The sequence below is a fragment of the Nonomuraea sp. AD125B genome (assembly GCF_041402765.1).
Taxonomy (GTDB): domain Bacteria; phylum Actinomycetota; class Actinomycetes; order Streptosporangiales; family Streptosporangiaceae; genus Nonomuraea; species Nonomuraea bangladeshensis.
In genome coordinates this window covers 69659-91119 of the sequence record NZ_JBGLOU010000018.1, presented here as the reverse complement: position 1 = coordinate 91119, position 21461 = coordinate 69659, and the positions used below count along the sequence as shown (strand labels likewise).

Genomic DNA, 21461 nt, shown 5'->3' with positions numbered 1-21461 from the left:
CGAAGCGGGTATAAACACAGAAGAAACCAACCCGAAACGGCGGTGAATCAACATCATGTACGCCGAGGAGCGGCAGCAGGAGATCCTGCGGAGAGCGCGCGCCGCCGGCCGCGTCGACGTGGTGACGCTGGCCGCCGAGCTCGACGTGACCACCGAGACGATCCGCCGCGACCTCACCGCGCTGGAGCGGGCGGGGGTGCTGCGCCGGGTCCACGGGGGCGCGATCCCCGTCGAGCGGCTCGGCTTCGAGCCGGCGCTGTCCACCCGCGACGAGGTGATGACGACCGAGAAGGAGCGCATCGCCAAGGCGGCGATCGCCGAGCTGCCCGAGGACGGCTCGGTCATCATCGACGCCGGCACCACCACGGGCCGCCTGGTGCAGGTGCTGCCCGCCGACCGCGAGCTGACCGTCGTGGTCAACTCGCCGCCGCTGGCGACGGCCCTCGCGGCCCGGCCCAATCTGCACGTCATCGTGCTGGGCGGGCGGCTGCGCGGCAACACGCTCGCCACCGTGGACGACTGGGCGCTGCGCCCGCTGGAGCACCTCAACGTGGACGTCGCCTTCATGGGCACCAACGGCTGCTCCCTGGACCGGGGCCTCACGACGCCCGACCCGGCCGAGGCGGCGATCAAGCGGGCGATGGTGCGGGCGGCGCAGCGCAGCGTCCTGCTCGCCGACCACACGAAGTTCTCCAACACCTACCTGGCGACGTTCGCCGCGCTGGCCGAGATCGACGTGGTGGTCAGCGACACCGGGCTCGACGCCGCGCTCGCCGCCGACCTGGCCGCCGCCGGGCCGGAGGTGATCCGGGCGTGATCCTGACGCTGACGCTCAACCCGAGCCTGGACCGTACGATCGAGGTCGCCGCGCTGCGGCGGGGCGAGGTGATCCGCGCCGCCGCGGCCCGCCTCGACCCCGGAGGCAAGGGCGTGAACGTCTCGCGCGCGCTGCTGGCCAACGGCGTGGCGGCGCGGGCGGTGGTGCCGTTCGGCGGGGACGAGGGCCGCCAGCTCGTCGGGCTGCTCGCCGCCGAGGGCCTGGACATGGTGACCGTCCCGGTGACCGGGCGCACCCGTTCCAACGTCACCCTGGCCGAGCCCGACGGCACCGTCACCAAGATCAACGAGCCGGGCACCGCCCTGTCCCCCGCCGAGCTCGACACCATCGCCGACGCGGTGCTCGCCGCCGCCCACACCGGCGGGCAGGGCGCGGACTGGGTGGTCGCCTCCGGCAGCCTGCCCCCGGAGGTGCCCGCCGACGTCTACGCGCGGCTGTGCCGCCGGTTCGCCGAGGCGGGCATCGAGGTCGCGGTGGACACCAGCGGGCCGGCGCTGTCGTACGCGCTCGCCGCCGGGCCCGCCCTGGTCAAGCCGAACCTGGAGGAGCTCGGCCAGGCCACCGGCCGGCCCCTCGCGTGCCTCGGCGACGTGGTGGAGGCCGCGCGAGCGCTGCGGGCGGCGGGCGCGCGGGCGGTCCTCGCCAGCCTGGGCGCCGACGGGGCCGTGCTCGTCGAGGACGGCGGCGTCTGGTACGGCCGGGCGCCCGCCATCGAGCCGCGCAGCTCCGTCGGCGCGGGCGACGCCATGCTGGCCGGGTTCCTCGCCGCGGGCGGGCACGGGCCGGAGGCGCTGGCCCGCGCGCTGGCCTGGGGCGCGGCGGCGGCCGGGCTGCCCGGCAGCCGCATGCCGGGGCCCGCCGACATCGACCCGGCGGTCACCGCGGCCGGCCCGCCCGACCCGGCGTGCCCGCTCGCCGTCCCTTTCGTCCCGCCCGCCGATCCCCCCTCCGTCCTCTCCTCCGGTCCCTCCACCGCGAACGCACCCGCTCCTCTGCCGTAGCCCGGCCGCCCCGGCCGGGCACCGGCTGCCGAACATCTGCTCAACCCCCCGAAGGAGCAAGTCCATGGCCGACACTTACACACCCCCGGTCGCCGGCACCGGCGTCAAGGCCACCATCCAGCGCATCGGCGGCCACCTGGCCGGGATGATCATGCCGAACATCGGGGCGTTCATCGCCTGGGGCCTGATCACCGCGTTGTTCATCCCGACCGGCTGGCTGCCCAACGAGACCCTCGGCAAGATGGTCGGCCCGATCATCTCGACCCTGCTGCCGGTCCTCATCGCCTACACCGGCGGCCGGATGGTGCACGGTCAGCGCGGAGCGGTCGTCGGCGCGGTGGCGGTGATGGGCGTCGTGGTGGGCACCGACGCGCCGATGTTCCTGGGCGCCATGATCATCGGCCCGCTGACCGCCTTGATCCTGAAATATGTGGACAAGTTCACCGAGGCGCGTACCCGAGCGGGCTTCGAGATGCTGGTGGACAACTTCTCCGCCGGCATCGTGGGCGCCGCGATGGCGGTGGTCGGCTTCCTCGCCATCGGCCCCGTCGTCCAGACCATCACCACCGCCGCAGGACAGGCCGTCGAGTGGCTGATCACGAACAACCTGCTGCCGGTCGCGTCGCTGCTCATCGAGCCGGCCAAGGTGCTGTTCCTCAACAACGCCATCAACCACGGCGTGCTCAGCCCGCTCGGCGTGGCCGAGGCGGCCGAGACCGGCAAGTCGATCCTGTTCATGCTGGAGTCGAACCCCGGCCCCGGCCTCGGGCTGCTGCTGGCCTACCTGCTGTTCGGGCCGCGCGCGCTGCGCCCGAGCACACCGGCCGCGATGATCATCCACTTCTTCGGCGGCATCCACGAGATCTACTTCCCGTACGTGCTCATGAAGCCGCGCCTCATCGCGGCCGTCATCCTGGGCGGCGCGGCCGGCGTGTTCACCTTCATGATCACCGGAGCGGGCCTGGTCGCCACCCCGTCGCCGGGCAGCATCTTCGCCTACATCGCGGTCACGCCCAAGGGCGGCTGGCTGGCCTCCAGCCTCGGCATCCTCGTGGCCGCCGCCGTGTCGTTCGCCGTCGCCGCCGTCCTGCTGGGCTTCGGCAGGGGCGAGAAGAAGGACGGCGAGGACGACCCCGCCACCGCCGGCGCCGAGACCGGCGCCGAACCTCTCACCAGCAAGGAGGCCTGACTCATGGCCGGCATCGACAGCAAGGACATCCACAAGGTCATCGTCGCCTGCGACGCCGGGATGGGCAGCAGCGTGATGCTCGCCTCCCAGCTCCGCAAGCAGCTCAAGGACAGCGGCGTCACCGTGGAGCACACGCCCGTCAACTCCATCCCGGACGACGCCGACGTGGTGGTCTGCCACACCGGCCTGGCCGCCCGCGCCCGCGCCGCCGCTCCCGGGAAGGTGCTGGTGTCGTTCCAGGTCTTCCTCGGCGACCCGGCCGTGACCAAGCTGGTCAACACCATCAAGAACGGCGGCGTCGTCGATGCCTGACCTGCTCGACCCCCGCGCGGTGCTGCTGCACGAGCGCGCGCCCGACCGCGAGGCGGCGATCCGCCGGTGCGGGCGGGCACTGGTCGAGGTGGGGGCGGTCACCGAGCCGTACGTCGCGGCGATGCTCGAACGCGAGCGGTCCATCTCGACCTACGTCGGCGAGGGGGTGGCCATCCCGCACGGGACGAACGCCTCCAAGGACGCCATCCTGCGCGACGCACTGTGTTTCGTACGCTTCCCGGACGGAGTCGACTGGGACGGCGAACAGGTCACGGTCTGCGTCGGCATAGCCGCCCGCGAGGGCGGGCACGTACCCCTGCTGGCGGCGCTGGCCGAGATCCTCATGGATCCGGACCGCGCCAGGACGCTGCGCGAGGCCACCGAGGTCGCGCAGGTGATGAAGGAGCTCACGCTATGAAGGTCGCCAGGTTCCACGCCCCGGGCGACATCAGGATCGAGGACGCGCCCGAGCCCGTCGCCGGGCCGGGCGAGCTGAAGATCCGGGTCCGCAACTGCTCGACCTGCGGCACCGACGCCAAGATCTACAAGTTCGGGCACCACCACATCGTGCCGCCCCGGGTCATGGGCCACGAGATCGCCGGGGAGGTCGTGGACAGCGGCGCCCGCGTGCAGGTGATCGCGGCGATCCCGTGCGGCTCGTGCCCCGAGTGCCTGCGGGGCCGCCGTACGGTCTGCCCCAACCAGGAGTCGATGGGCTACCACTACGACGGCGGCTTCGCCGAGTACATGATCGTCCCGGCGAAGGTGCTCGCCGTCGACGGCGTCAACGCCATCCCCGAGAACGTCGGCTTCGCCGAGGCGTCGGTCGCCGAGCCGCTGGCCTGCGTGCTGAACGGCCAGGAGCTGGCCCGCGTCGGGCCCGGTGACGACGTGGTGGTGATGGGCGCCGGCCCGATCGGCTGCCTGCACGTACGGCTGGCGCGGGCGCGCGGCGCGGCCCGGGTGTTCCTCGTGGACGTCAACGCGCAGCGGCTGGCGATGGCCGAGGAGCTGGTGCGCCCGGACGCCGCGATCGACTCCGACCCGGTCGACCAGGTGCTCAAGCTGACCGGCGGCCGGGGCGCGGACGTCGTGATCACGGCGGCGGCGTCCGGCGCGGCCCAGGAGCAGGCGGTGCGGATGGCCGCCCGCCAGGGACGGATCAGCTTCTTCGGCGGGCTGCCGAAGGACGACCCGGTCATCGCGCTGGACGCCAACCTGGTGCACTACCGCGAGCTCACCATCGTCGGCGCGAACGGCTCCAGCCCTGCGCACAACGCCGCCGCGCTGCGGCTGGTGTCGGAGGGCGCGGTGCCGGTGGCCGACCTGATCACCCACCGGCTGCCGCTGCCGCGCGTGCTGGACGGGATCGATCTCGTCAGCCGGGGCGCGGCCATCAAGGTCACCATCGAACCCTGACACCTGGAGGCTTTCGTCATGTCACAGCGAACGGTGGCCGTGGCCTCGGCGAGCGGGCTGCACGCCCGTCCCGCCAAGCTGTTCGTGCAGGAGGCGGCGCGCCTCGGCGTGCCGGTGACGGTACGGCTCGGCGAGAAGGCGGTGCCCGCCCGGAGCATGCTGGGCGTGCTGTCCCTGGGGGCCGTCCAGGGGACGGAGGTGACGCTGGAGGCGGACGGGCCGGGGGCCGAGGAGGCGCTGGACGCGCTGGCGGCGCTGCTGTCGCGCGACCTGGACGCGGACACGGAAGAGGCTCTCGATGCCTGAGACGGGGTCTGCAACGGGGCCTGCAACGGGACCTGACACGGGGTCTGAGACGGGACCTGGGACGGGGCCCGAGACAGGGCCGGGGACGGGTTGGGCCGGGCCCGGAGGGCGGCTGAGCGGGCTCGGGGTGAGCCAGGGGCGGGCGGCTGGTCCGCTGGTGCGGATGTCCGGCCCGCCGAGCCTGCCCGCGCCACGGCGGGTCGCCGATCCGGAGGCCGAGGCCGCCACCGTCGTCAAGGCGCTGGAGGCGGTGACCGCCGACCTCAACCGCCGGGCCGCCGCCGCCCGCACCGGCGGGAGCGCTGGTGAGGGCAGTGGCGCGGGCACTGGCGCTGACGCTGACGGAGGCGCGGGCGCGGGCGGAGGCACGGGCGCGGGCGGAGGCACGGGCGCGGGCGGAGGCACGGGCGCGGGCGGAGGCGCGGGCACGGGCGGAGGCGCGGGCGGGGAGGCGGCGGAGATCCTGGAGGCCCTCGCCATGATCGCCGACGACCCCATGCTCCGCGAGGAGGCCGAGAGCCGCGCCAGGGGCGGCGCCGACGCGGCCCACGCCCTGGACGCCGCCTTCACCGGCCACCGGGACGCCCTGGCCGCCCTGGGCGGCTACCTCGCCGAACGGGCCGCCGACCTCGACGACCTCAAGCACCGCGCGGTGGCCGCCGCCCTCGGCCTGCCCATGCCGGGCCTGCCCGATCCCGGTCATCCGTACGTGCTGGTCGCCGGGGACCTCTCCCCCGCCGACACCGCCGGACTCGGCCCGGACGTGCTGGCGCTGGTCACCGAGCGGGGCGGCCCGACGAGCCACACGGCGATCCTGGCCCGCGCGCGCGGGCTGCCCGCCGTGGTCGCCTGCCCGGCGGTCGCGGACGTCCCCGACGGCACGATCGTCGGCGTGGACGGCGCGAGCGGCGAGATCGCCCTCGGTCTCACCCCGGAGCAGGCGGCCGAGGTCATGGAGCGCGACCGCGCCGAGCGGGCCAGGCTGGCCGCCGCCACCGGCCCCGGCAGGACCGCCGACGGCCATCCGGTCAGGCTGCTGGCCAACATCGGCTCGGCCGCCGACCTGCGGCCGGGGGCGGAGGGCGTGGGCCTGTTCCGTACCGAGTTCCTGTTCCTCGACCGCAAGCAGCCGCCCTCGCCGGAGGAGCAGACGGCCGCGTACGCCGAGGTGTTCGAGCGGGCCGAGGGCCCGGTGATCGTGCGGACCCTGGACGCGGGCACCGACAAGCCCCTGCCCTTCCTCGGCCTGCCCGAGGAGCCCAACCCGGCCCTGGGCGTACGCGGGCTGCGTGTGGACCGCCTGCTGCCCGACGTGCTCGACGCACAGCTCGCCGCGATCGCCGAGGCGGCGCGCGCGACGGGCGCGGACGTGCGGGTGATGGCGCCGATGGTGACGACGCCCGCGGAGGCGGCCGGCTTCGCCCGACGGGCCCGCGCGGCGGGCATCGCGCAGGTGGGTGTGATGGTGGAGGTGCCGGCCGCGGCGCTGCGGGCCGCCGAGGTGCTGCGCGAGGTGGACTTCCTCAGCATCGGCACCAACGACCTGGCCCAGTACACCTTCGCCGCCGACCGCCAGCATCCGGCCCTGGCCGACCTGCTCGACCCGCGCCAGCCCGCCCTGCTGGGGCTGATCGAGGCGTGCGCCGCCGCAGGGCGGGAGGCGGGCAAGCCGGTCGGCGTGTGCGGCGAGGCGGCGGGCGATCCCGCCGTCGCCCCGCTGCTGGTGGGGCTGGGGGTGACGAGCCTGTCCATGGCGCCGTCCTGCGTCCCGCTGGTCCGCGAGGCACTGGCGCGGCTGACGCTGGAGGAGTGCAGGGAGCTGGCCCGAGAAGCGCTGGCCTGACCAGGCCCGGCGCGACCGGCCCCGCCTAGCTGGGCGCGGCGCGACCGGCCTCGCCTGACCGGACCCGCGCCAGTAGGCCCACCTGACCCGGGCCCACCTAGCCGGCGGGCGTCGGCTCGTGGGCCCGGAGCTGGAGGGTGTCGCCGGTGACGTCCACCGTGACCTTGCCGCCCTCGGTGACCTCGCCGGTGAGCAGCATGGTGGACAGCCGGTTGTCCAGCTCACGCTGCACCGTGCGGCGCAACGGCCGGGCGCCGAACTCGGGCTGGTAGCCGCGCTGGGCGAGCCAGTCCTTGGCGGCATCGGTGACCTCCAGCGTGATGTTCTGGCCGCGCAGCCGCTGCCGGGTGCGCTCCAGCAGCAGGTCCACGATCTGGCGGAGCTGATCGCGTTCGAGGCGCTTGAAAATGATCGTCTCGTCGATGCGGTTGAGCAGCTCGGGCCGGATGGAGCGGCGCAGCAGCTCCATGAGCCGCCCTTCCAGCGTGCCGGGGTCGCCGGCGGCCTCCAGGATGAGCTGCGCGCCGATGTTGCTGGTCATGATGACGACGGTGTTGCTGAAGTCGACGGTACGGCCCTGGCCGTCGGTGAGGCGGCCGTCGTCGAGCAGTTGCAGCAGGATGTTCATGACGTCCGGGTGGGCCTTCTCGATCTCGTCGAGCAGGATCACGCAGTGCGGGCGGCGCCGTACGGCCTCGGTGAGCTGCCCGGCCTCCTCGTAGCCGACGTAGCCGGGCGGCGCGCCGATGAGCCGCGAGACCGTGTGCCGCTCCTGGAACTCGCTCATGTCGACGCGGACCATGTGGTCCTCGCCGCCGAATAGGGCCGCGGCCAGCGCCCTGGCCAGCTCCGTCTTGCCGACGCCGGTCGGGCCGAGGAACAGGAAGCTGCCGATGGGCCGGTTCGGGTCCGACAGCCCGGCGCGGGCGCGGCGGACGGCCTCGGCGATGGCGGTGACCGCCTCGTCCTGGCCGATGACCCGCTCGTGCAGGTGCTCCTCCAGCCGCATGAGCCGGTCGCGCTCCTGCTCGGTGAGCTGGGTGACGGGGATGCCGGTGCGGCGCGAGACGACCTCGGCGATGTCCTCGACCATGACCTGCGGCACGTCGTCGTGGCCGCGGCGGGCGCGCTCCAGCTCGGGGCGGAGCTTGTCGATCTGGGCGGTGATCTCCTTGGCCCGGTCGAAGTCGTCGGCGGAGACGGCCTGGTCCTTGTCGCGGCGCAGCGCGTCCAGGCGCCCCTCCAGCTCGCGTACGTCGCTGCCGGGCGTGCGGGCGCGCAGCCGCACCCGGGCCGCGGCCTGGTCCATGAGGTCGATGGCCTTGTCGGGCAGGAAGCGGTCGGTGATGTAGCGGGCCGACAGGGTGGCGGCCGCGTCCAGGGCCTCGTCGGTGATGCGGACCTGGTGGTGGGCCTCGTACGCGTCGCGCAGCCCGGCCAGGATCTCGACCGTCTGCTCCACGGTCGGCTCGGCGACCAGGATCGGCTGGAAGCGGCGTTCGAGCGCGGCGTCCTTCTCGATGTTCTTGCGGTACTCGTCGATCGTGGTGGCGGCGATGACGTGCAGCTCGCCGCGGGCCAGGGCGGGCTTGAGTATGTTGGCGGCGTCCATGCCGCCCTCGGCCGAGCCCGCGCCGACGAGCGTGTGCACCTCGTCGATGAAGACGATGATCTCGTCGGCGTGCGCGCGGACCTCGTCGATGACCTTCTTGACGCGCTCCTCGAACTCGCCCCGGTACTTCGACCCGGCGACCATGCCGGTCAGGTCCAGGGCGATGACCCGCCGGTCCTTCAGGGTGTCGGGGACGCCGCCGTTCACGATGCGCTGGGCGATGCCCTCGACGATCGCGGTCTTGCCGACGCCGGGCTCGCCGATCAGGCACGGGTTGTTCTTGGTGCGGCGCGAAAGGACCTCGATGGACTGCTCGATCTCGTCCTCGCGGCCGACGACCGGGTCAATCCGGCCCTGGCGGGCCTCCTCGGTGAGGTCGCGGCCGTACTCGTCGAGCGACGGGGTGTCGCCGTCGCGGCGGGCGCTCTCGCCGGGGTGGGCCGACGCGGTGGCGAGGGCCTGCTGCAGCTCGTTGGCCGAGACGCCCTGCTCGCGCAGCAGGCGGGCGGCGGTGGAGTCGGGGTTGGCGGCCAGCGCGAGCAGCAGGTGCTCGGGCCCGATGTACGACGACTCCAGCGCCCGCGAGATCCGCTGCGCGTCCAGGATGGCGCGTTTGGCGGCCGGCGAGAGCGTGGTGGGCGGCTCAGGGGCCTCCCCCGGCCCGGCGAGCTCGTCGACCCGGTCGCGCAGCCGCTCCACGTCCACGCCGGCGGCGCGCAGCAGCGACCGGGTGGCGTCCACGTCGATGAGGGCGTCGAGGAGGTCGAGCACGTCCAGGTCGGGGGCACCGCGCTGCCCCGCCCTCTCGACGGCCTGCCGCAGGGCGTCCCTGGCCGAGGCGCTGAGCAGCCGCCCGACGTCCACCCGCTGGACGCCGGGCCGGGACGGCGGCCAGCCCTCCATGCCGCCGAACACCCGGCCCGTCAGCTCCTCGAACCCTCTGAACGGGTCTCCGCCGAAAAACGACCTGAACGGCATGTCCGCCATGGATGTCCCCTTTCACGTTCCAAAGGGGCTCCTAGCCGCCCGCGCCGCGCGTCAATGCCAGCGTTCGGCAAAAGCTGCGGCGGCGGGGGTGCTCACTCGTTCGTCGCGACGAGGTCGATGACCGGGGTGTCGCCGGAGACCAGCTCGTACGTCCGCCGCGCCGTGCCCGGATTGTCCAGCAGCGCCATGATGACGGCGGCCACGTCGTCGCGCGGCACCGCGCCCGGCGGCACCTCGGAGGCCAGCCGGACCAGGCCGGTGCCCGGCTCGTCGGTGAGGCGGCCGGGGCGCACGATGGTCCAGGCCAGGTCGTCGCGGCGGCGCAGGTCGTCCTCGGCCGCGGTCTTGGCCGCGATGTAGGCGGCCCACACCTCGTCACCGCCGGCGGGCGGCTTGCCCGCGCCCATGGAGGAGATCTGGATGAAGCGCCGCACCCCCGCCCGCTCGGCGGCGTCGGCCATGAGGACGGACGCGCCCCGGTCGACGGTGTCCTTACGGGCCGCGCCGCTGCCGGGCCCGGCGCCGGCCGCGAACACGACGGCGTCCGCGCCGCGCAGGATGTCGGCGACCTGCTCGACCGAGGCCGTCTCCAGGTCGCACACCACGGCCTGCGCGCCGGTGGCCTCGACGTCGGCGACGTGCGCCGGGTTGCGCACCAGGCCGACCGCGCCCTCCCTGAGCCGCGCCGCCAGACGCAGCGCGATCTTGCCGTGGCCGCCCGCGATGATGATCCGCATGCGGTCATGGTGTCATGGAGCCATGACGGAGTTCCCGCACGCACCCACCCCGGCGTTTCTGTTCGACCTCGACGGCACTCTGATCGACAGCGTCTACCAGCACGTGATCGCCTGGCGGCAGGCGCTGTCGGGGATGGGGATCGACCTGTCGGTGTGGCGGATCCACCGTCGCATCGGGATGAGCGGCGGACTGTTCGTCAGCGCGTTGCTGCGCGAGACCGGGCTCAAGCTGTCGCGCGAGCAGATCGAGCGGCTCCAGGTCGCCCACATGGAGGCGTACGAGCGGCAGGCCGACTCGGTGCGCCCGCTGCCCGGCGCGCCGGAGCTGCTGGCCGAGCTGACCGCGCGCGGCGTGCCGTGGGCCATCGCGACCAGCGGCTACGCCCGCACCGCGCGGCTCGCGCTCGGCCTGCTCGGCCTGCCGGAGGACACGCCGATGGTGACCCGCGACCTGGTGCGCAGGGCCAAGCCGGACCCCGACCTGTTCCTCGCCGGAGCGGCGCTGGTCGAGGTGGACCCGGCCCATGCCATGGTGGTGGGTGACAGCGTCTGGGACCTGCTCGCCGCCCGCCGGGCCGGCGCGCTCGGCATCGGCCTGCTGTCCGGCGGGTACGGCAGGGACGAGCTGGAACGCACGGGCGCCTTCAGGGTCTACGCCGACCCGGCGGACATGCTGGAGCGGCTGGACGAGCTGGGTGTGCGGCTCGACGATTGACGCCCAGAACAAGGCGCCCAGAACAAGGCGCACGGAACAAGGCGCACGGAACAAAAAGCCGAACTCCCCGGCTGGATCATGCGTATTCCCCGTAAGAGGAGCTTGAATATGGATTTGGCAGACATCGGCGTCACCGGCCTGGCCACGATGGGCCGCAACCTGGCCCGCAACCTCGCCAGGCACGGCTACGCCGTCGCGGTGCACAACCGCTCGCACAGCCGCACGCAGCAGCTCGTCAAGGAGTTCGGCGGCGAGGGCACGTTCGTGCCGTCGGAGGACCTGGCCGGCTTCGTGGCCTCGCTCAAGCGGCCCCGGCGGGCGATCATCATGGTCAAGGCCGGCGCGGGCACCGACGCGGTCATCGACCAGCTCGCCGCGCTCATGGAGCCCGGCGACATGATCGTGGATGGCGGCAACGCCCACTACGCCGACACCCGGCGGCGCGAGGCCGCACTGCGCGAGCGGGGGCTGCACTTCGTCGGCACCGGCATCTCGGGCGGCGAGGAGGGCGCGCTGCTCGGGCCGAGCATCATGCCCGGCGGCTCGGCGGAGTCGTGGGAGGCGCTCGGGCCGATCCTGCAGGACATCGCGGCCAAGGTGGACGGCGTGCCGTGCTGCGTGCACGTCGGCCCGGACGGCGCGGGGCACTTCGTCAAGATGGTGCACAACGGCATCGAGTACTCCGACATGCAGCTCATCGCCGAGTCCTACGACCTGCTGCGGCAGGCGCTCGGCGTCACCCCGTCCGAGCTGGCCGGGGTGTTCCGCGAGTGGAACCAGGGCGACCTCGGCTCCTACCTGATCGAGATCACCGCCGAGGTGCTGGAGCAGGTGGACGCCGCGACCGGCCGGCCGTTCGTGGACGTCGTGATCGACCAGGCCGAGCAGAAGGGCACCGGCCGCTGGACCGTGCAGAGCGCCCTCGACCTCGGCGTGCCGGTGACCGGCATCGCCGAGGCGACGTTCGCGCGGGCGCTGTCCGGCCATCCGGAGCAGCGGGCCGCCGCCGCCTCGCTCGCCGGGCCGAACCTGTCCGGCGTGGACGGGCGCGAGCTGGTCGAGGACGTACGGCAGGCACTGTACGCCTCCAAGATCGTGGCGTACGCGCAGGGCTTCGACCAGATGGCCGCCGCCTCCCGCGAGTACGGCTGGGACCTCGACCTCGGCGCGATGGCGACCATCTGGCGGGGCGGCTGCATCATCAGGGCCAAGTTCCTCGACCGCATCCGCGCCGCCTACGACGCCGACCCGGCCCTGCCGACGCTGCTGGCCGACCCGACGTTCGCGGCCGCGCTGGCGGCGGCGCAGGAGTCGTGGCGGCGGGTGGTGACCACGGCCGTGCGGATCGGCGTGCCGACGCCCGGCTTCTCCTCGGCGCTCGCCTACTACGACGGCCTGCGCCGCGAGCGGCTGCCGGCCGCGCTGGTGCAGGGGCTGCGCGACTACTTCGGCGCCCACACCTACCGCAGGGTCGACAAGGAGGGCGCCTTCCACGTCGACTGGTCGGGCGACCGCGCCGAGCGGCCCGCCTGACCGCCGCTATCTGCCGATGCGGGCGACCGGGTTGGCCACCGCCGTCACCAGGCAGAAGCCGAACGGCCCAGCCGTGTCGTGCATGGTGACCTGCCCGGTCGCGACGCCGCTCGCGCTGAGGTGTCCGGTCGCCTCGACGCCGATCAGCTCGCCCTCGGGCAGGCGGGCCAGGGTGAGCGTGTAGTCGGCGTTGATGAAGCCGAGCCCGCTGGTGCCGACGTTGGCGAGCGGGCTGGCGAAGTCGGCGGCCAGCGCGGCGCGCACGACCGGCGTCACGGGCTCGTCGTCCACCAGCGGGTACGTCTCGCGCATCCACACCCGCCCCGGGCCGGGCTCGCCCCATTCGGTGACCCGCCACAGGTCGAACGGCGGCTGCCAGCCGTCGGCGGAGACCGGCTCGTGCTCGGGCGGGCGCTCGTCCCATGCGGGGGTGACGATGCTCTGCTCGCCCTCGGGCTGCTCGCCCTGCCGCAGCAGCACGGCGGTGACCCGGCCGATCGGGCCCTGGTCGGTGGACAGGACGGCGTCGGCGACGCGGATCCTGCGCCCGTCCCTGACCAGGGTGGTCTCGACGGTGACGGGCAGCAGCGGGCTGTTGCGGAACAGGTCCACCGTCAGCCGGGCGAAGTGCAGCCCCGGCTCGGCGTACCGTTCCTCCAGGGCGCGGGCGGCGAGCCCGCCGAGGAGGCGGCCGTGGAGCATGTCGGGGGACCAGGGGCTGCGGGCGTGGGGCGCGGGCACCAGTTCGCCCTGCTTGCGGGTGAAGAACGCTGTCGTCGGCGGCACAGAATGAGATTCTAGAGCAGGATCGCCACCCGGCCCAGGGCGGCCGCGCTCGATTGGATTTCCGCCCGTCATGGGCCATAAGCTCACCCAATGCGTGATCTAGGTGAGGACCCCCGGCCCGCCCGCGGCGCGGTGCGCGAGATCCACGTCCTCGACGGCAGGGCGACCCTGGCCTACGCCCCCGACCTGGACGGCCTGGCCGATCCGGGGGAGATCGTCTGGGCGTGGGTGCCGTACGAGGAGGACCCGTCCCGCGGCAAGGACCGCCCCCTGCTGGTCGTGGGCCGCACCGGCCGCCGGCTGCTCGGCATGATGCTCTCCAGCAAGGGCGACGACGGCCCTGAATGGCTGCCGATCGGCGCGTGGGGAAGCGACGGGCGGGCCTCGTACCTGCGGCTCGACCGGGTCTTCGTGCTCGACGAGGACGACCTGCGCCGCGAGGGCGCGGTCCTCGACGCCGACCGGTTCACCCGCGTGGCGGCCCGCCTCATGAAGCTCCACGGCTGGGAGGCGGGCCGCTAGTCCGCGTACTGGAGGCCCGTCTGACGCTCGGCGGTGACCTCCAGTCCGACCACGCCTTCACGCGCGGGCACGGCCTTGAAGACGATCCAGTCGCCGCCCACCTGGTCCGCGGCCAGCGGTTCGACGGCGTACCCGCCCTCGTGGACCAGGACGCGGCGGAACTCCGCGCCCAGGCCGCGCCTGCCGACCTCGTCCAGCACCTCGTCGACGGTCCGGCCGCTCACCTTGACGCCGGCCAGCGGCTCTCCCGGGCGGGTGGCCGACTGCCAGTCGTTCTCGTAGGACTCCCCCGGCCCGGCCGGCCGGCCCAGGTCGAAGTGCACCCCGTCAGGCCTGCCCTTGATCGCCGCCGGGACGGTCACCACCATGAAGCAGCCGCTGCCGGCCAGATCGCAGTCCGCCGGCTCCCTGCGGGCGCCGATGGGCACGTTCACCGGGGTGGCGCCGCCGCCCATGCTGACGATCTCCCCGACCGCGCTGGGCGAGACCGGGATCACCCTGAGCTCGACGTCGAGACCGAGGGAACGGAACGCCTCCGAGAACTTCCGCCGGTCCGCGTAGGGATCCTTGATCCGGGCGACGTAGGTGCCGGCCTCCTCGTGGATCTCCACCGCGGAGTTGGCGTAGGAGGTCGCGGCGCCGCCGAACAGGCCCGGCCCGAGGACGACGCCGAGGACGAGGACGCCGGAGGCGGCGATCCCGAGCAGCGCGCGACGCGCGCGCGGGCGTCGCGGGAACGCCGCCGCCTTCGTGTCCCGCTCCTGGGCGATGATGTCGGCGAACAGCGCCTGCGCGCGGGGGCCGCCGGCCCGCCCGCCCGGCTCGTCCGGGCTGATCCTGGCCAGCGGCCTCAGCAGCTCGTTGATCTCGTCGATGTCCCTCATAGTGACCTCCCCGTGGGCACGACCGCGCCGGTCGGCGTGAATCGGACGTCGGCTGCTTCGAGCGCCCGGGAGAAGCGCCCGCGCGCGCGGTGCAGCCGGATGCGGACGGCGTTGCGGGACAGCCCCAGCATCGTGGCGATCTCCCTGCGGTCCAGGCCCTCCCAGGCGACCAGCGCGAGCAGCTCGCGGTCGGCCTCGGGAAGCGTCGCGAACGCCTGGGCGATCGCGTTCCTCTCGACGCTGTGGTCGGCGAGGTCGCCGTAGAGGTCGGCCATCTCCGCGTCGAGGTCCCGGTGCCGCGCCCGGCGGCGCAGCGCGCTGCGGCGGTGGTCGGCCAGCACGTTGCGGGCCACCCCGTAGACCCAGAGCCTCGCCTGCGCGCCCGGGGGCAGCTCGTCGAGCTTGCGCCATACGATGACGAAGGTCTCGGCGACCACGTCGGCCGCGTCCTGCGGCGAGTCGCAGCGGCGTCCCGCGTACGCGGTGATCTGGTCGTAGGTCGCCCGGTAGACCGCTTCGAACCTCTGGACGTCATCCGGCACGGACGGTTCCCATCGTGACTGTCCTCCACTTCCGGTACGGGTACGAACGTCCTCTTCATGGGTGGAGGCGCCCCGATCATTTCGCCCGGAACCGGAGAAACTTGCCCGCGTGAGGGGTCAGCCTTCGGGCCCGCCCGTCCCCACCGCCGGAGTCCGGGCTCGCCGGGCCGCGAACGCCGTCCAGCCGTGCCAGGCCAGCACGTAGCAGGCGAGGACCAGCGCCGCCCCGTCCACGCCGCCCAGGATCGTGCTGCGTACCAGGTCGTAGTCGCTCACCGCGGCGCGCTCCGACGTCGCCCCGGCCGCGGCCCCGGCGGCCGTGGCGAGCAGCACCGCCGCCACCACCAGGCCGCGCGCCCGGCCCGTCAGCCCCGGCCACCGCCCGGGGCGGACCGGAGCCCGCCGGTACCAGCGCGCGAGCCAGCCGGCCAGGATCGCCACGCCGCCCGCCGAGCTGACGTACATCAGCACGTTGAACACCCGGTGCGCGCCGACGACCTGCTCCCGCAAGACCTGCCAGTGCGCCACCGCGAACCCGCCGGCCTGCGTGAAGGCGTCCCAGACGAGATGCGTGGCCATCCCGGCGAGCAGCGCGGCCACCACCGCCGCCGCCATCGGCGCCGTCACGGTCCGGGGCGCGTCCGGCAGCCGGGACCGCAGCCCGGCGGGGGCGAGCGCGGTCAGCGGCGCCCGCAGGACGTGCTGGAACACCACCAGCAGCACCACGCCCGCGGGCAGGCCGAGCAGCAGCGGCCCCCACCACGTGTGGGTGCTCGCCGACGAGAACGGCAACGGCAGATAGTACGGCGCGTCGGGCACCACGGCCCCGACGACCAGCGCCGACGGCGGCAGCCACCGCCGCACCGGCAGAACGGCCACGACATGGCTCAGGGTGAAGGGCACGGTCGATTATGGCCGCCCGACGCCGCTCCCGTCGGCGGATCAGAGCGTGATGATCAGCGCGTGCGCGGCGCGCGCGGGAAACGCCCACACGTGCCTGCCCGCTGTCACCAGCCGCCCGACCGGCCCGGCCGGCCCGAGCGGGATCGCGCGGAGCGGGGCGCCGGCGGCGGGGTCCAGTGTGAACAGCTCGTGCCCGCCGCCGACGAGCGTGCCGTTCGCGCAGGCCAGGAAGGGCACCGGCCCGGCGGGCGCGGCCACGAACCGCCCCGGCTCCCCCGACCAGGTCGAGATCCGCAGCAGCCCGCCCGTGACGCTGATCCAGAGCGAGCCCGCGCAGACGGTCATGCCGCCGCGCTCGCCGTACCGTCCGAGGCCGCCGAGGTCGCCGAGGTCGATGTCTCTTGGCCCGCCGCGCAGGACGTCGTCGTGCCGGGACGTCCACCACAGACGCTCGCCCTCCACGGCGCAGGCGGCGAGGCCGGGCAGCTCGACCGGCGGGCCGAGCGTGCCGGGGCCGGTGAGCCTGCGCGCCCGCGTGCCCGAGACCGCCCAGATCTCGCCGCCGCCGGCGATGACCCGGCCGGGGCAGCGGGCGGCGGCGATCGGCGCGCCGTCCGGCGCGAGCCAGTGCACGCGGCCCTTCGCGGTGGCGGCGAGCGTGCCGGAGAGCGCCTGCGGCACCGGGATGGGCGCGGTCGCCAGCGTACGCGGCACCACGACGGTCTCCGCCAGCGTGCCGGGAACGCCCGCCGTCCCCGCCACCGTGCCGGGGACCGCGGCCAGCGACCGTAATCGCGGCAGGGCCCCGGCCTCGCCGGGCGGGAGGGGCGTGCCTGTGGCCGTGTAGGCGCGTACGCCGTGCGCGTCGGCGCACCACACGGTGACGCCGTCGGAGGCGGCCGCCCGCACGGGCGCGGGCAGGTCGATCCTGGTGAGGGCGGCGTCCATGCGCCGACCTTAGTCCTCGTACGCGGCCGGGCCCATGAGGGGGCGGCGCCGATCCGGCGACCCGGCCGTCACCCCAGGTCCGGCGGGCTGCGACCATGGCCGTATGCGTGTTGTGGTGATCGGGGGCGGCATCGTCGGAGCCGCGGCGGCCTACTACCTGACCGGCCGGGGCGCGTCCGTGACGGTGGTGGACGGCGGCTACCAGGGCGAGGCGACGCAGGCGGGCGCGGGCATCGTGTGCCCGTGGGTGGACCATCCGGAGGACGACGACTGGTACCGGCTCAACCGCGAGGGCGCCCGCGCCTATCCGGGGCTGGTGGAGGAGCTGGGCGAGGACTTCGGGTACGCCAAGGTGGGCGCGCTGCTGGTGTCGGAGGACCCGGCGGAGCTGGAGCCGGTGCGCTCGCTGCTGCAGCGCCGCTACGCCGACGCCCCGGAGATGGGCGAGGTCGTGGACGTGGCGGCTCCGGCCGAGCTGTTCCCGCCGCTGTCGGACACCCTGAGCGCGCTCCTCGTGCCCGGCGCGGCCCGCGTGGACGGGCGGTCGGTCCGCGGCGCGCTGCTGAACGCCGCCGTCGCCCGGGGTGCGCGGATCCACGCGGGGGCCGCGACCCTCACGCCCGACGGCGAGGTCCGCGTCCACGCGGCGGCGGGCACGCCTGCGGAAGCAGGATGGACGTGGACGCCGGGCGGCGGGCCGGGCCAGGCCCGCAGCGAGGAGACCGGCTCATGGCGACAGGCCGCTCCGCGAGGCCCGGCGGCGGCGCGGGGACCGGAGGCCACGCCGGGCCCCCAGACCGGGAACGACACGGAGGCGGTGCGGCCGGTCGCCGCCGGCGCGGGCCGGGTGTTCGCCGACGAGGGCGTTCCGGTGGAGGCGGACGCCGTGATCGTGGCGGGCGGCGCGTGGACCGGCGAGGTGTGCCGGCCGCTCGGCGCGGAGCTGCCGGTGTTCCCGAGGCGGGGCCAGATCCTGCACGCCACCCTCGAAGGCGTCGACACCGCGTGGTGGCCGATCGTGCTGCCCAGCGACGGGCCTTACCTGCTGGGGTTCCCCGGGTCGCGGGTGGTGATCGGGGCGACGGTGGAGGACGTCGGGTTCGCGCCCCGGGTGACGATGGGCGGCCTGGAGGAGGTGCTCCAGGCGGGGTTGCGGGTCGCGCCGGGGCTGGCCGGGGCGACGATGGCGGAGACCCGGGTGGGGCTGCGGCCGGTGTACGCGCCGGGCCGGGCGCTGATCGGCCCGCTGAACTCGCGGGTGGTGGTGGCGACGGGCCTCAGCGCGTACGGCCTGACGGCGGGCCCGTACGCGGGCCGGCTCGCGGCGGCGCTCGCGCTCGGCGAGACCCCGCCCATCGACCTCACGCCCTACGCCCCCTGCCCCTGATGCCGGGGCCGACCCTCCCCCGGGTCTGTCCGTTTGCCCAGCGTATGATCGGTTTCCTCCCCACCGTCGCGTTTCGTGGGGAGGCCGGGGTGCCGCGCATCGCACCGTGGATGACGCCGTGGATGACGCCGTTCGTGCTGGCCGGGCTGCTGCTCGCCGCCGGGTGCGGCGCGGAGCCACCGTCCCGGCCCGTGATCCGGTCCGTGCCGCCGCCCACGCGCCCGCCCGTACGCCCGCCCGTGCGCCCGCGGCGGACGGAGCCGCCCGCGGTCCAGGTGCCGTACGCGGCCTCCGGCTCGTACGCCGTCGTCCCCGGCGGCGCGCCCCCGCGTCCGGGCCGGGGCCGGCCGGTGCGTTACCTGGTGGAGGTGGAGCGGGGCCTGCCGTTCGGGCCGCGCGAGTTCGCCGCCCAGGTGCACCGCATACTGAACGACGCCCGCGGCTGGGCCCGCTTCCAGCGGGTGGACCACGGCCCGGTACGGGTCCGGGTGGCCCTGTCGAGCCCCCGCACGACGACCCGCCAGTGCCGCCCCCTCCGCACCGGCGGCGAGCTGTCGTGCTGGAACGGCCGCCGCTCGATCATCAACGCCCTGCGCTGGGCGGTCGGCGTCCCGCAGTACGGGGGCGATCTGGCCGCGTACCGCAGCTATCTCATCAGCCACGAGGTCGGGCACGCCCTCGGCCACGGCCACGAGCCCTGCCCGGGCCCCGGGCGGCCGGCCCCGGTGATGACGCAGCAGTCGAAGTCGCTGGGCCGCTGCCGCCCGAACCCGTGGCCGTTCCCCGGCCGGGGCGACGGGAAACCCTGAGCCGGCGGGGGCGGCCGCCGCACGAAGAAGCGTCGCGATATATCGTACGGAGGGGAACTCCGGGACCCCGTCCCGGATACGCGAATGTACCGATTTCCAGGGGAGTGTGGGCGATGGCGGGAATGCGGACGGCACGGCGGATCCTCGTGGGCGGCGCCGCCCTGGCGGCCGCCGGATGGGTGGTGCGCAACGTGCCGGCGGAGCTCGGGGTGCGTCCGCTGGAGTCCGGCCCGGAGCGTGCGGCGCGCATCCAGCGCTCGAAGCAGTTCAGGGACGGCTCCTTCTACAACTCGATGCCCGAGCCGACCCATGTGATGAACACCCCGCCGGTGGGCCTGCTGGGCGAGCTGGCGAAGAACAAGCAGGAGCGCCGTCCGGCCGGCCCGCTGCCGCTGCGCGTGCCGCCCGCCGGGCCGGCGCCCGCCGACGGGGTGCGCGCCGTCTGGTACGGCCACGCCTCGACGCTGGTCGAGATCGAGGGCAAGCGGGTGCTGTTCGACCCGGTGTGGAGCCGGCGCGTCTCGCCGTCGCAGCTCGTCGGCCCCAAGCGGCTCCACCCGCTGCCGGTCGAGCTCGGCGACCTGCCGCAGGTCGACGCGATCGCGATCTCCCACGACCACTACGACCACCTGGACCGGGCCACCGTCCAGTCGCTCGTCCGGACGCAGAAGGCGCCGTTCCTGGTGCCCCTGGGCATCGGGGCGCACCTGGAGCGGTGGGGCGTGCCGGCGTACCGGATCATCGAGCTCGACTGGGACGAGGAGGCCCAGGTGGCGGGGCTGCGCTTCGTCGCCACGGCGGCCCGGCACTTCTCGGGGCGGTCCCTGCGCCGCAACGACACCCTGTGGGGGTCGTGGGTGGTGGCGGGCGCGGCCAGGCGGGTGTTCTACGCGGGCGACTCCGGCTACTTCGAGGGCTACCGGGGCATCGGGGCGGCGCACGGGCCGTTCGACCTGACGCTCATGCCCATCGGCGCCTACAGCCCCGCCTGGCCGGACATCCACATGAACCCGGAGGAGGCCGTCAACGCCCACCTCGACCTGGGCGGGAAGCTGCTGCTGCCGGTGCACTGGGCGTCGTTCACGCTCGCGCTGCACCCGTGGGCGGAGCCGGTGGACCGGCTGTGGCGGGAGGCCAAGGCGCGCGAGGTCTCCATCGTCGTGCCGCGTCCCGGCGAGCTCGTGGACGCCGCCGAGGCCCCGGCGGTGGACGGCTGGTGGGAGACCCTGGGCTGACCGAACCCGCCACGGCGGGACGTACAGTGCGAGGGTGAGCAACCTGGAGCGTGAGCCGCGGGAGATCCGCTGCGCCGCCGAGCCCGGCGCGGACGGCGAGCTGCTGGAGGGGCGGGCGGTGCCGCTGGGCGGGCCGCGCGCGATGTCGGTGAGCAGGACCCTTCCCGGCGTGCACCGGCGCATGATCGGCGCCTGGTGCTTCCTCGACGCCTACGGCCCCGAGGTGACGGCCATGCGCGTGCCGCCCCACCCGCACACCGGCCTGCAGACCGTCACCTGGCTGCTCGCCGGCGAGGTCCTGCACCGCGACAGCCTGGGCAGCCTCCAGCGGGTACGCCCCGGGCAGCTCAACCTCATGACCGCCGGCCGCGGCATCTCCCACTCGGAGGAGTCGGCCGAGACCACGCTGCACGGGGTGCAGCTCTGGGTCGCGCTGCCCGAGGAGCACCGCGCCGACGCGCCCTCCTTCGAGCACCACGCGGAGCTGCCGGTGCTGGAGGGCCCCGGGTTCGCCGCCACGGTGATCATGGGCGCGCTGGGCGGGGCGGTCTCCCCCGCCACCGCCCGCACCCCGCTGACCGGCGCGGAGATCGCGGTGGACGGCACGGGCGAGGTGCCGCTCGATCCCGGGTTCGAGCACGGGCTGCTGCTGCTCGACGGCGAGGTCGAGGGCCTGGAACGGGGTCCGCTGGCGTACCTGCCGCCGGGGCGGGGCGGGCTGCGGCTGTCCGGGCGCGGGCGGGTGCTGCTCGTCGGCGGCGCCCCGTTCGGCGAGGAGATCGTCATGTGGTGGAACTTCGTGGGCCGCTCGCACGACGAGATCGCGGCCTTCAGGAAGGAGTGGGCGGAGGGCGAGGGCTTCGGCGTCGTCGAGGGGTTCGACGGCCCCCCGCTCCCCGCGCCCGTCCTGCCCGGCATCCGGCTGAAGCCACGCGGCCGCGTGAGATGACCGG

Annotated in this window: 22 protein-coding genes; 15 read left to right on the top strand and 7 right to left on the bottom strand. The window is 74.6% G+C overall.

The window, feature by feature from the left end; translation table 11 throughout:
• Positions 1-55: 55 nt before the first annotated feature.
• The 8 genes from ACBR40_RS37965 (at position 56) to ptsP (ending at position 6908) form a co-directional block, all read left to right on the top strand.
• On the top strand, positions 56-817 hold the full coding sequence (locus ACBR40_RS37965; protein ID WP_344206090.1) for a DeoR/GlpR family DNA-binding transcription regulator: 762 nt from the start codon (positions 56-58) through the stop codon (positions 815-817).
• Positions 814-1839 carry a 1-phosphofructokinase gene (pfkB, locus tag ACBR40_RS37960; RefSeq protein WP_371251826.1) on the top strand — a complete coding sequence of 342 codons (1026 nt, stop codon included), beginning with the start codon at positions 814-816 and terminating at the stop codon, positions 1837-1839. The genes ACBR40_RS37965 and pfkB overlap by 4 nt, the downstream gene beginning before the upstream one ends.
• Before the next feature lie 64 nt (positions 1840-1903).
• A complete protein-coding gene (mtlA, locus tag ACBR40_RS37955; RefSeq protein ID WP_344206087.1) occupies positions 1904-3028 on the top strand; it encodes a mannitol-specific PTS transporter subunit IIC in 1125 nt (374 codons plus the stop codon).
• Between the two features lie 3 nt (positions 3029-3031).
• A complete protein-coding gene (locus ACBR40_RS37950) occupies positions 3032-3340 on the top strand; it encodes a PTS lactose transporter subunit IIB (protein WP_344206086.1) in 309 nt (102 codons plus the stop codon).
• A complete protein-coding gene (locus ACBR40_RS37945) occupies positions 3333-3758 on the top strand; it encodes a PTS sugar transporter subunit IIA (RefSeq protein WP_371251825.1) in 426 nt (141 codons plus the stop codon). Before ACBR40_RS37950 ends, ACBR40_RS37945 begins: the two co-directional genes overlap by 8 nt.
• Positions 3755-4759: a zinc-dependent dehydrogenase gene (locus tag ACBR40_RS37940; RefSeq protein WP_344206083.1), complete on the top strand. Its 1005-nt coding sequence runs from the start codon at positions 3755-3757 to the stop codon at positions 4757-4759. Before ACBR40_RS37945 ends, ACBR40_RS37940 begins: the two co-directional genes overlap by 4 nt.
• An 18-nt stretch (positions 4760-4777) precedes the next feature.
• Positions 4778-5065 (top strand): HPr family phosphocarrier protein, encoded by a 288-nt coding sequence (locus ACBR40_RS37935; RefSeq protein WP_344206081.1) that lies wholly within the window; start codon positions 4778-4780, stop codon positions 5063-5065.
• Entirely contained in the window at positions 5058-6908 is a 1851-nt protein-coding gene (gene ptsP / locus ACBR40_RS37930) for a phosphoenolpyruvate--protein phosphotransferase (RefSeq protein ID WP_371251824.1), read from the top strand. Before ACBR40_RS37935 ends, ptsP begins: the two co-directional genes overlap by 8 nt.
• A 97-nt stretch (positions 6909-7005) precedes the next feature.
• On the opposite strand, the gene ACBR40_RS37925 is transcribed toward ptsP, so the two are convergent.
• The gene (locus tag ACBR40_RS37925) at positions 7006-9507 is read right to left on the bottom strand and encodes an ATP-dependent Clp protease ATP-binding subunit (protein WP_371251823.1); all 2502 of its coding nucleotides are present in this window, start codon (positions 9505-9507) and stop codon (positions 7006-7008) included.
• 92 nt (positions 9508-9599) lie between these two features.
• The gene (locus ACBR40_RS37920; protein WP_344206077.1) at positions 9600-10244 is read right to left on the bottom strand and encodes an NAD(P)H-binding protein; all 645 of its coding nucleotides are present in this window, start codon (positions 10242-10244) and stop codon (positions 9600-9602) included.
• 22 nt (positions 10245-10266) lie between these two features.
• Between ACBR40_RS37920 and ACBR40_RS37915 the strand changes: the two genes are divergently transcribed.
• Both ACBR40_RS37915 and gndA read left to right on the top strand, forming a co-directional pair.
• Positions 10267-10959 (top strand): HAD family hydrolase, encoded by a 693-nt coding sequence (locus tag ACBR40_RS37915; protein WP_329578683.1) that lies wholly within the window; start codon positions 10267-10269, stop codon positions 10957-10959.
• A gap of 108 nt (positions 10960-11067) precedes the next feature.
• Positions 11068-12492: an NADP-dependent phosphogluconate dehydrogenase gene (gene gndA, locus ACBR40_RS37910; RefSeq protein WP_371251822.1), complete on the top strand. Its 1425-nt coding sequence runs from the start codon at positions 11068-11070 to the stop codon at positions 12490-12492.
• A 6-nt stretch (positions 12493-12498) separates the two neighbouring features.
• On the opposite strand, the gene ACBR40_RS37905 is transcribed toward gndA, so the two are convergent.
• Entirely contained in the window at positions 12499-13278 is a 780-nt protein-coding gene (locus tag ACBR40_RS37905) for a thioesterase family protein (RefSeq protein ID WP_371251821.1), read from the bottom strand.
• A 90-nt stretch (positions 13279-13368) separates the two neighbouring features.
• Here ACBR40_RS37905 and ACBR40_RS37900 point away from each other — a divergent pair, with 90 nt between their 5' ends.
• The gene (locus tag ACBR40_RS37900) at positions 13369-13800 is read left to right on the top strand and encodes a type II toxin-antitoxin system PemK/MazF family toxin (RefSeq protein WP_344206073.1); all 432 of its coding nucleotides are present in this window, start codon (positions 13369-13371) and stop codon (positions 13798-13800) included.
• On the opposite strand, the gene ACBR40_RS37895 is transcribed toward ACBR40_RS37900, so the two are convergent.
• The 4 genes from ACBR40_RS37895 to ACBR40_RS37880 all read right to left on the bottom strand — a co-directional run bounded on the left by ACBR40_RS37895 (position 13797) and on the right by ACBR40_RS37880 (position 17077).
• Positions 13797-14684 (bottom strand): hypothetical protein, encoded by an 888-nt coding sequence (locus tag ACBR40_RS37895; RefSeq protein WP_344206071.1) that lies wholly within the window; start codon positions 14682-14684, stop codon positions 13797-13799. The two genes, ACBR40_RS37900 and ACBR40_RS37895, sit on opposite strands and share 4 nt — an antisense overlap.
• Positions 14681-15226, bottom strand: a complete 546-nt coding sequence (locus ACBR40_RS37890) for an RNA polymerase sigma factor (RefSeq protein ID WP_371251820.1) — start codon at positions 15224-15226, stop codon at positions 14681-14683. Before ACBR40_RS37890 ends, ACBR40_RS37895 begins: the two co-directional genes overlap by 4 nt.
• Positions 15227-15343: 117 nt before the next feature.
• The gene (locus ACBR40_RS37885; RefSeq protein WP_371251819.1) at positions 15344-16129 is read right to left on the bottom strand and encodes a DUF4184 family protein; all 786 of its coding nucleotides are present in this window, start codon (positions 16127-16129) and stop codon (positions 15344-15346) included.
• A 39-nt stretch (positions 16130-16168) separates the two neighbouring features.
• Positions 16169-17077 (bottom strand): hypothetical protein, encoded by a 909-nt coding sequence (locus ACBR40_RS37880; RefSeq protein WP_371251818.1) that lies wholly within the window; start codon positions 17075-17077, stop codon positions 16169-16171.
• 103 nt (positions 17078-17180) lie between these two features.
• Here ACBR40_RS37880 and ACBR40_RS37875 point away from each other — a divergent pair, with 103 nt between their 5' ends.
• The 4 genes from ACBR40_RS37875 to ACBR40_RS37860 all read left to right on the top strand — a co-directional run bounded on the left by ACBR40_RS37875 (position 17181) and on the right by ACBR40_RS37860 (position 21457).
• Positions 17181-18464, top strand: coding sequence for an NAD(P)/FAD-dependent oxidoreductase (locus ACBR40_RS37875; RefSeq protein ID WP_371251817.1), 1284 nt, complete (start codon positions 17181-17183; stop codon positions 18462-18464).
• An 89-nt stretch (positions 18465-18553) separates the two neighbouring features.
• Entirely contained in the window at positions 18554-19273 is a 720-nt protein-coding gene (locus ACBR40_RS37870; protein ID WP_344206065.1) for a DUF3152 domain-containing protein, read from the top strand.
• A 113-nt stretch (positions 19274-19386) separates the two neighbouring features.
• The gene (locus ACBR40_RS37865) at positions 19387-20508 is read left to right on the top strand and encodes an MBL fold metallo-hydrolase (RefSeq protein ID WP_371251816.1); all 1122 of its coding nucleotides are present in this window, start codon (positions 19387-19389) and stop codon (positions 20506-20508) included.
• A 34-nt stretch (positions 20509-20542) separates the two neighbouring features.
• Positions 20543-21457, top strand: coding sequence for a pirin family protein (locus tag ACBR40_RS37860; RefSeq protein ID WP_371251815.1), 915 nt, complete (start codon positions 20543-20545; stop codon positions 21455-21457).
• Positions 21458-21461 lie beyond the last annotated feature (4 nt).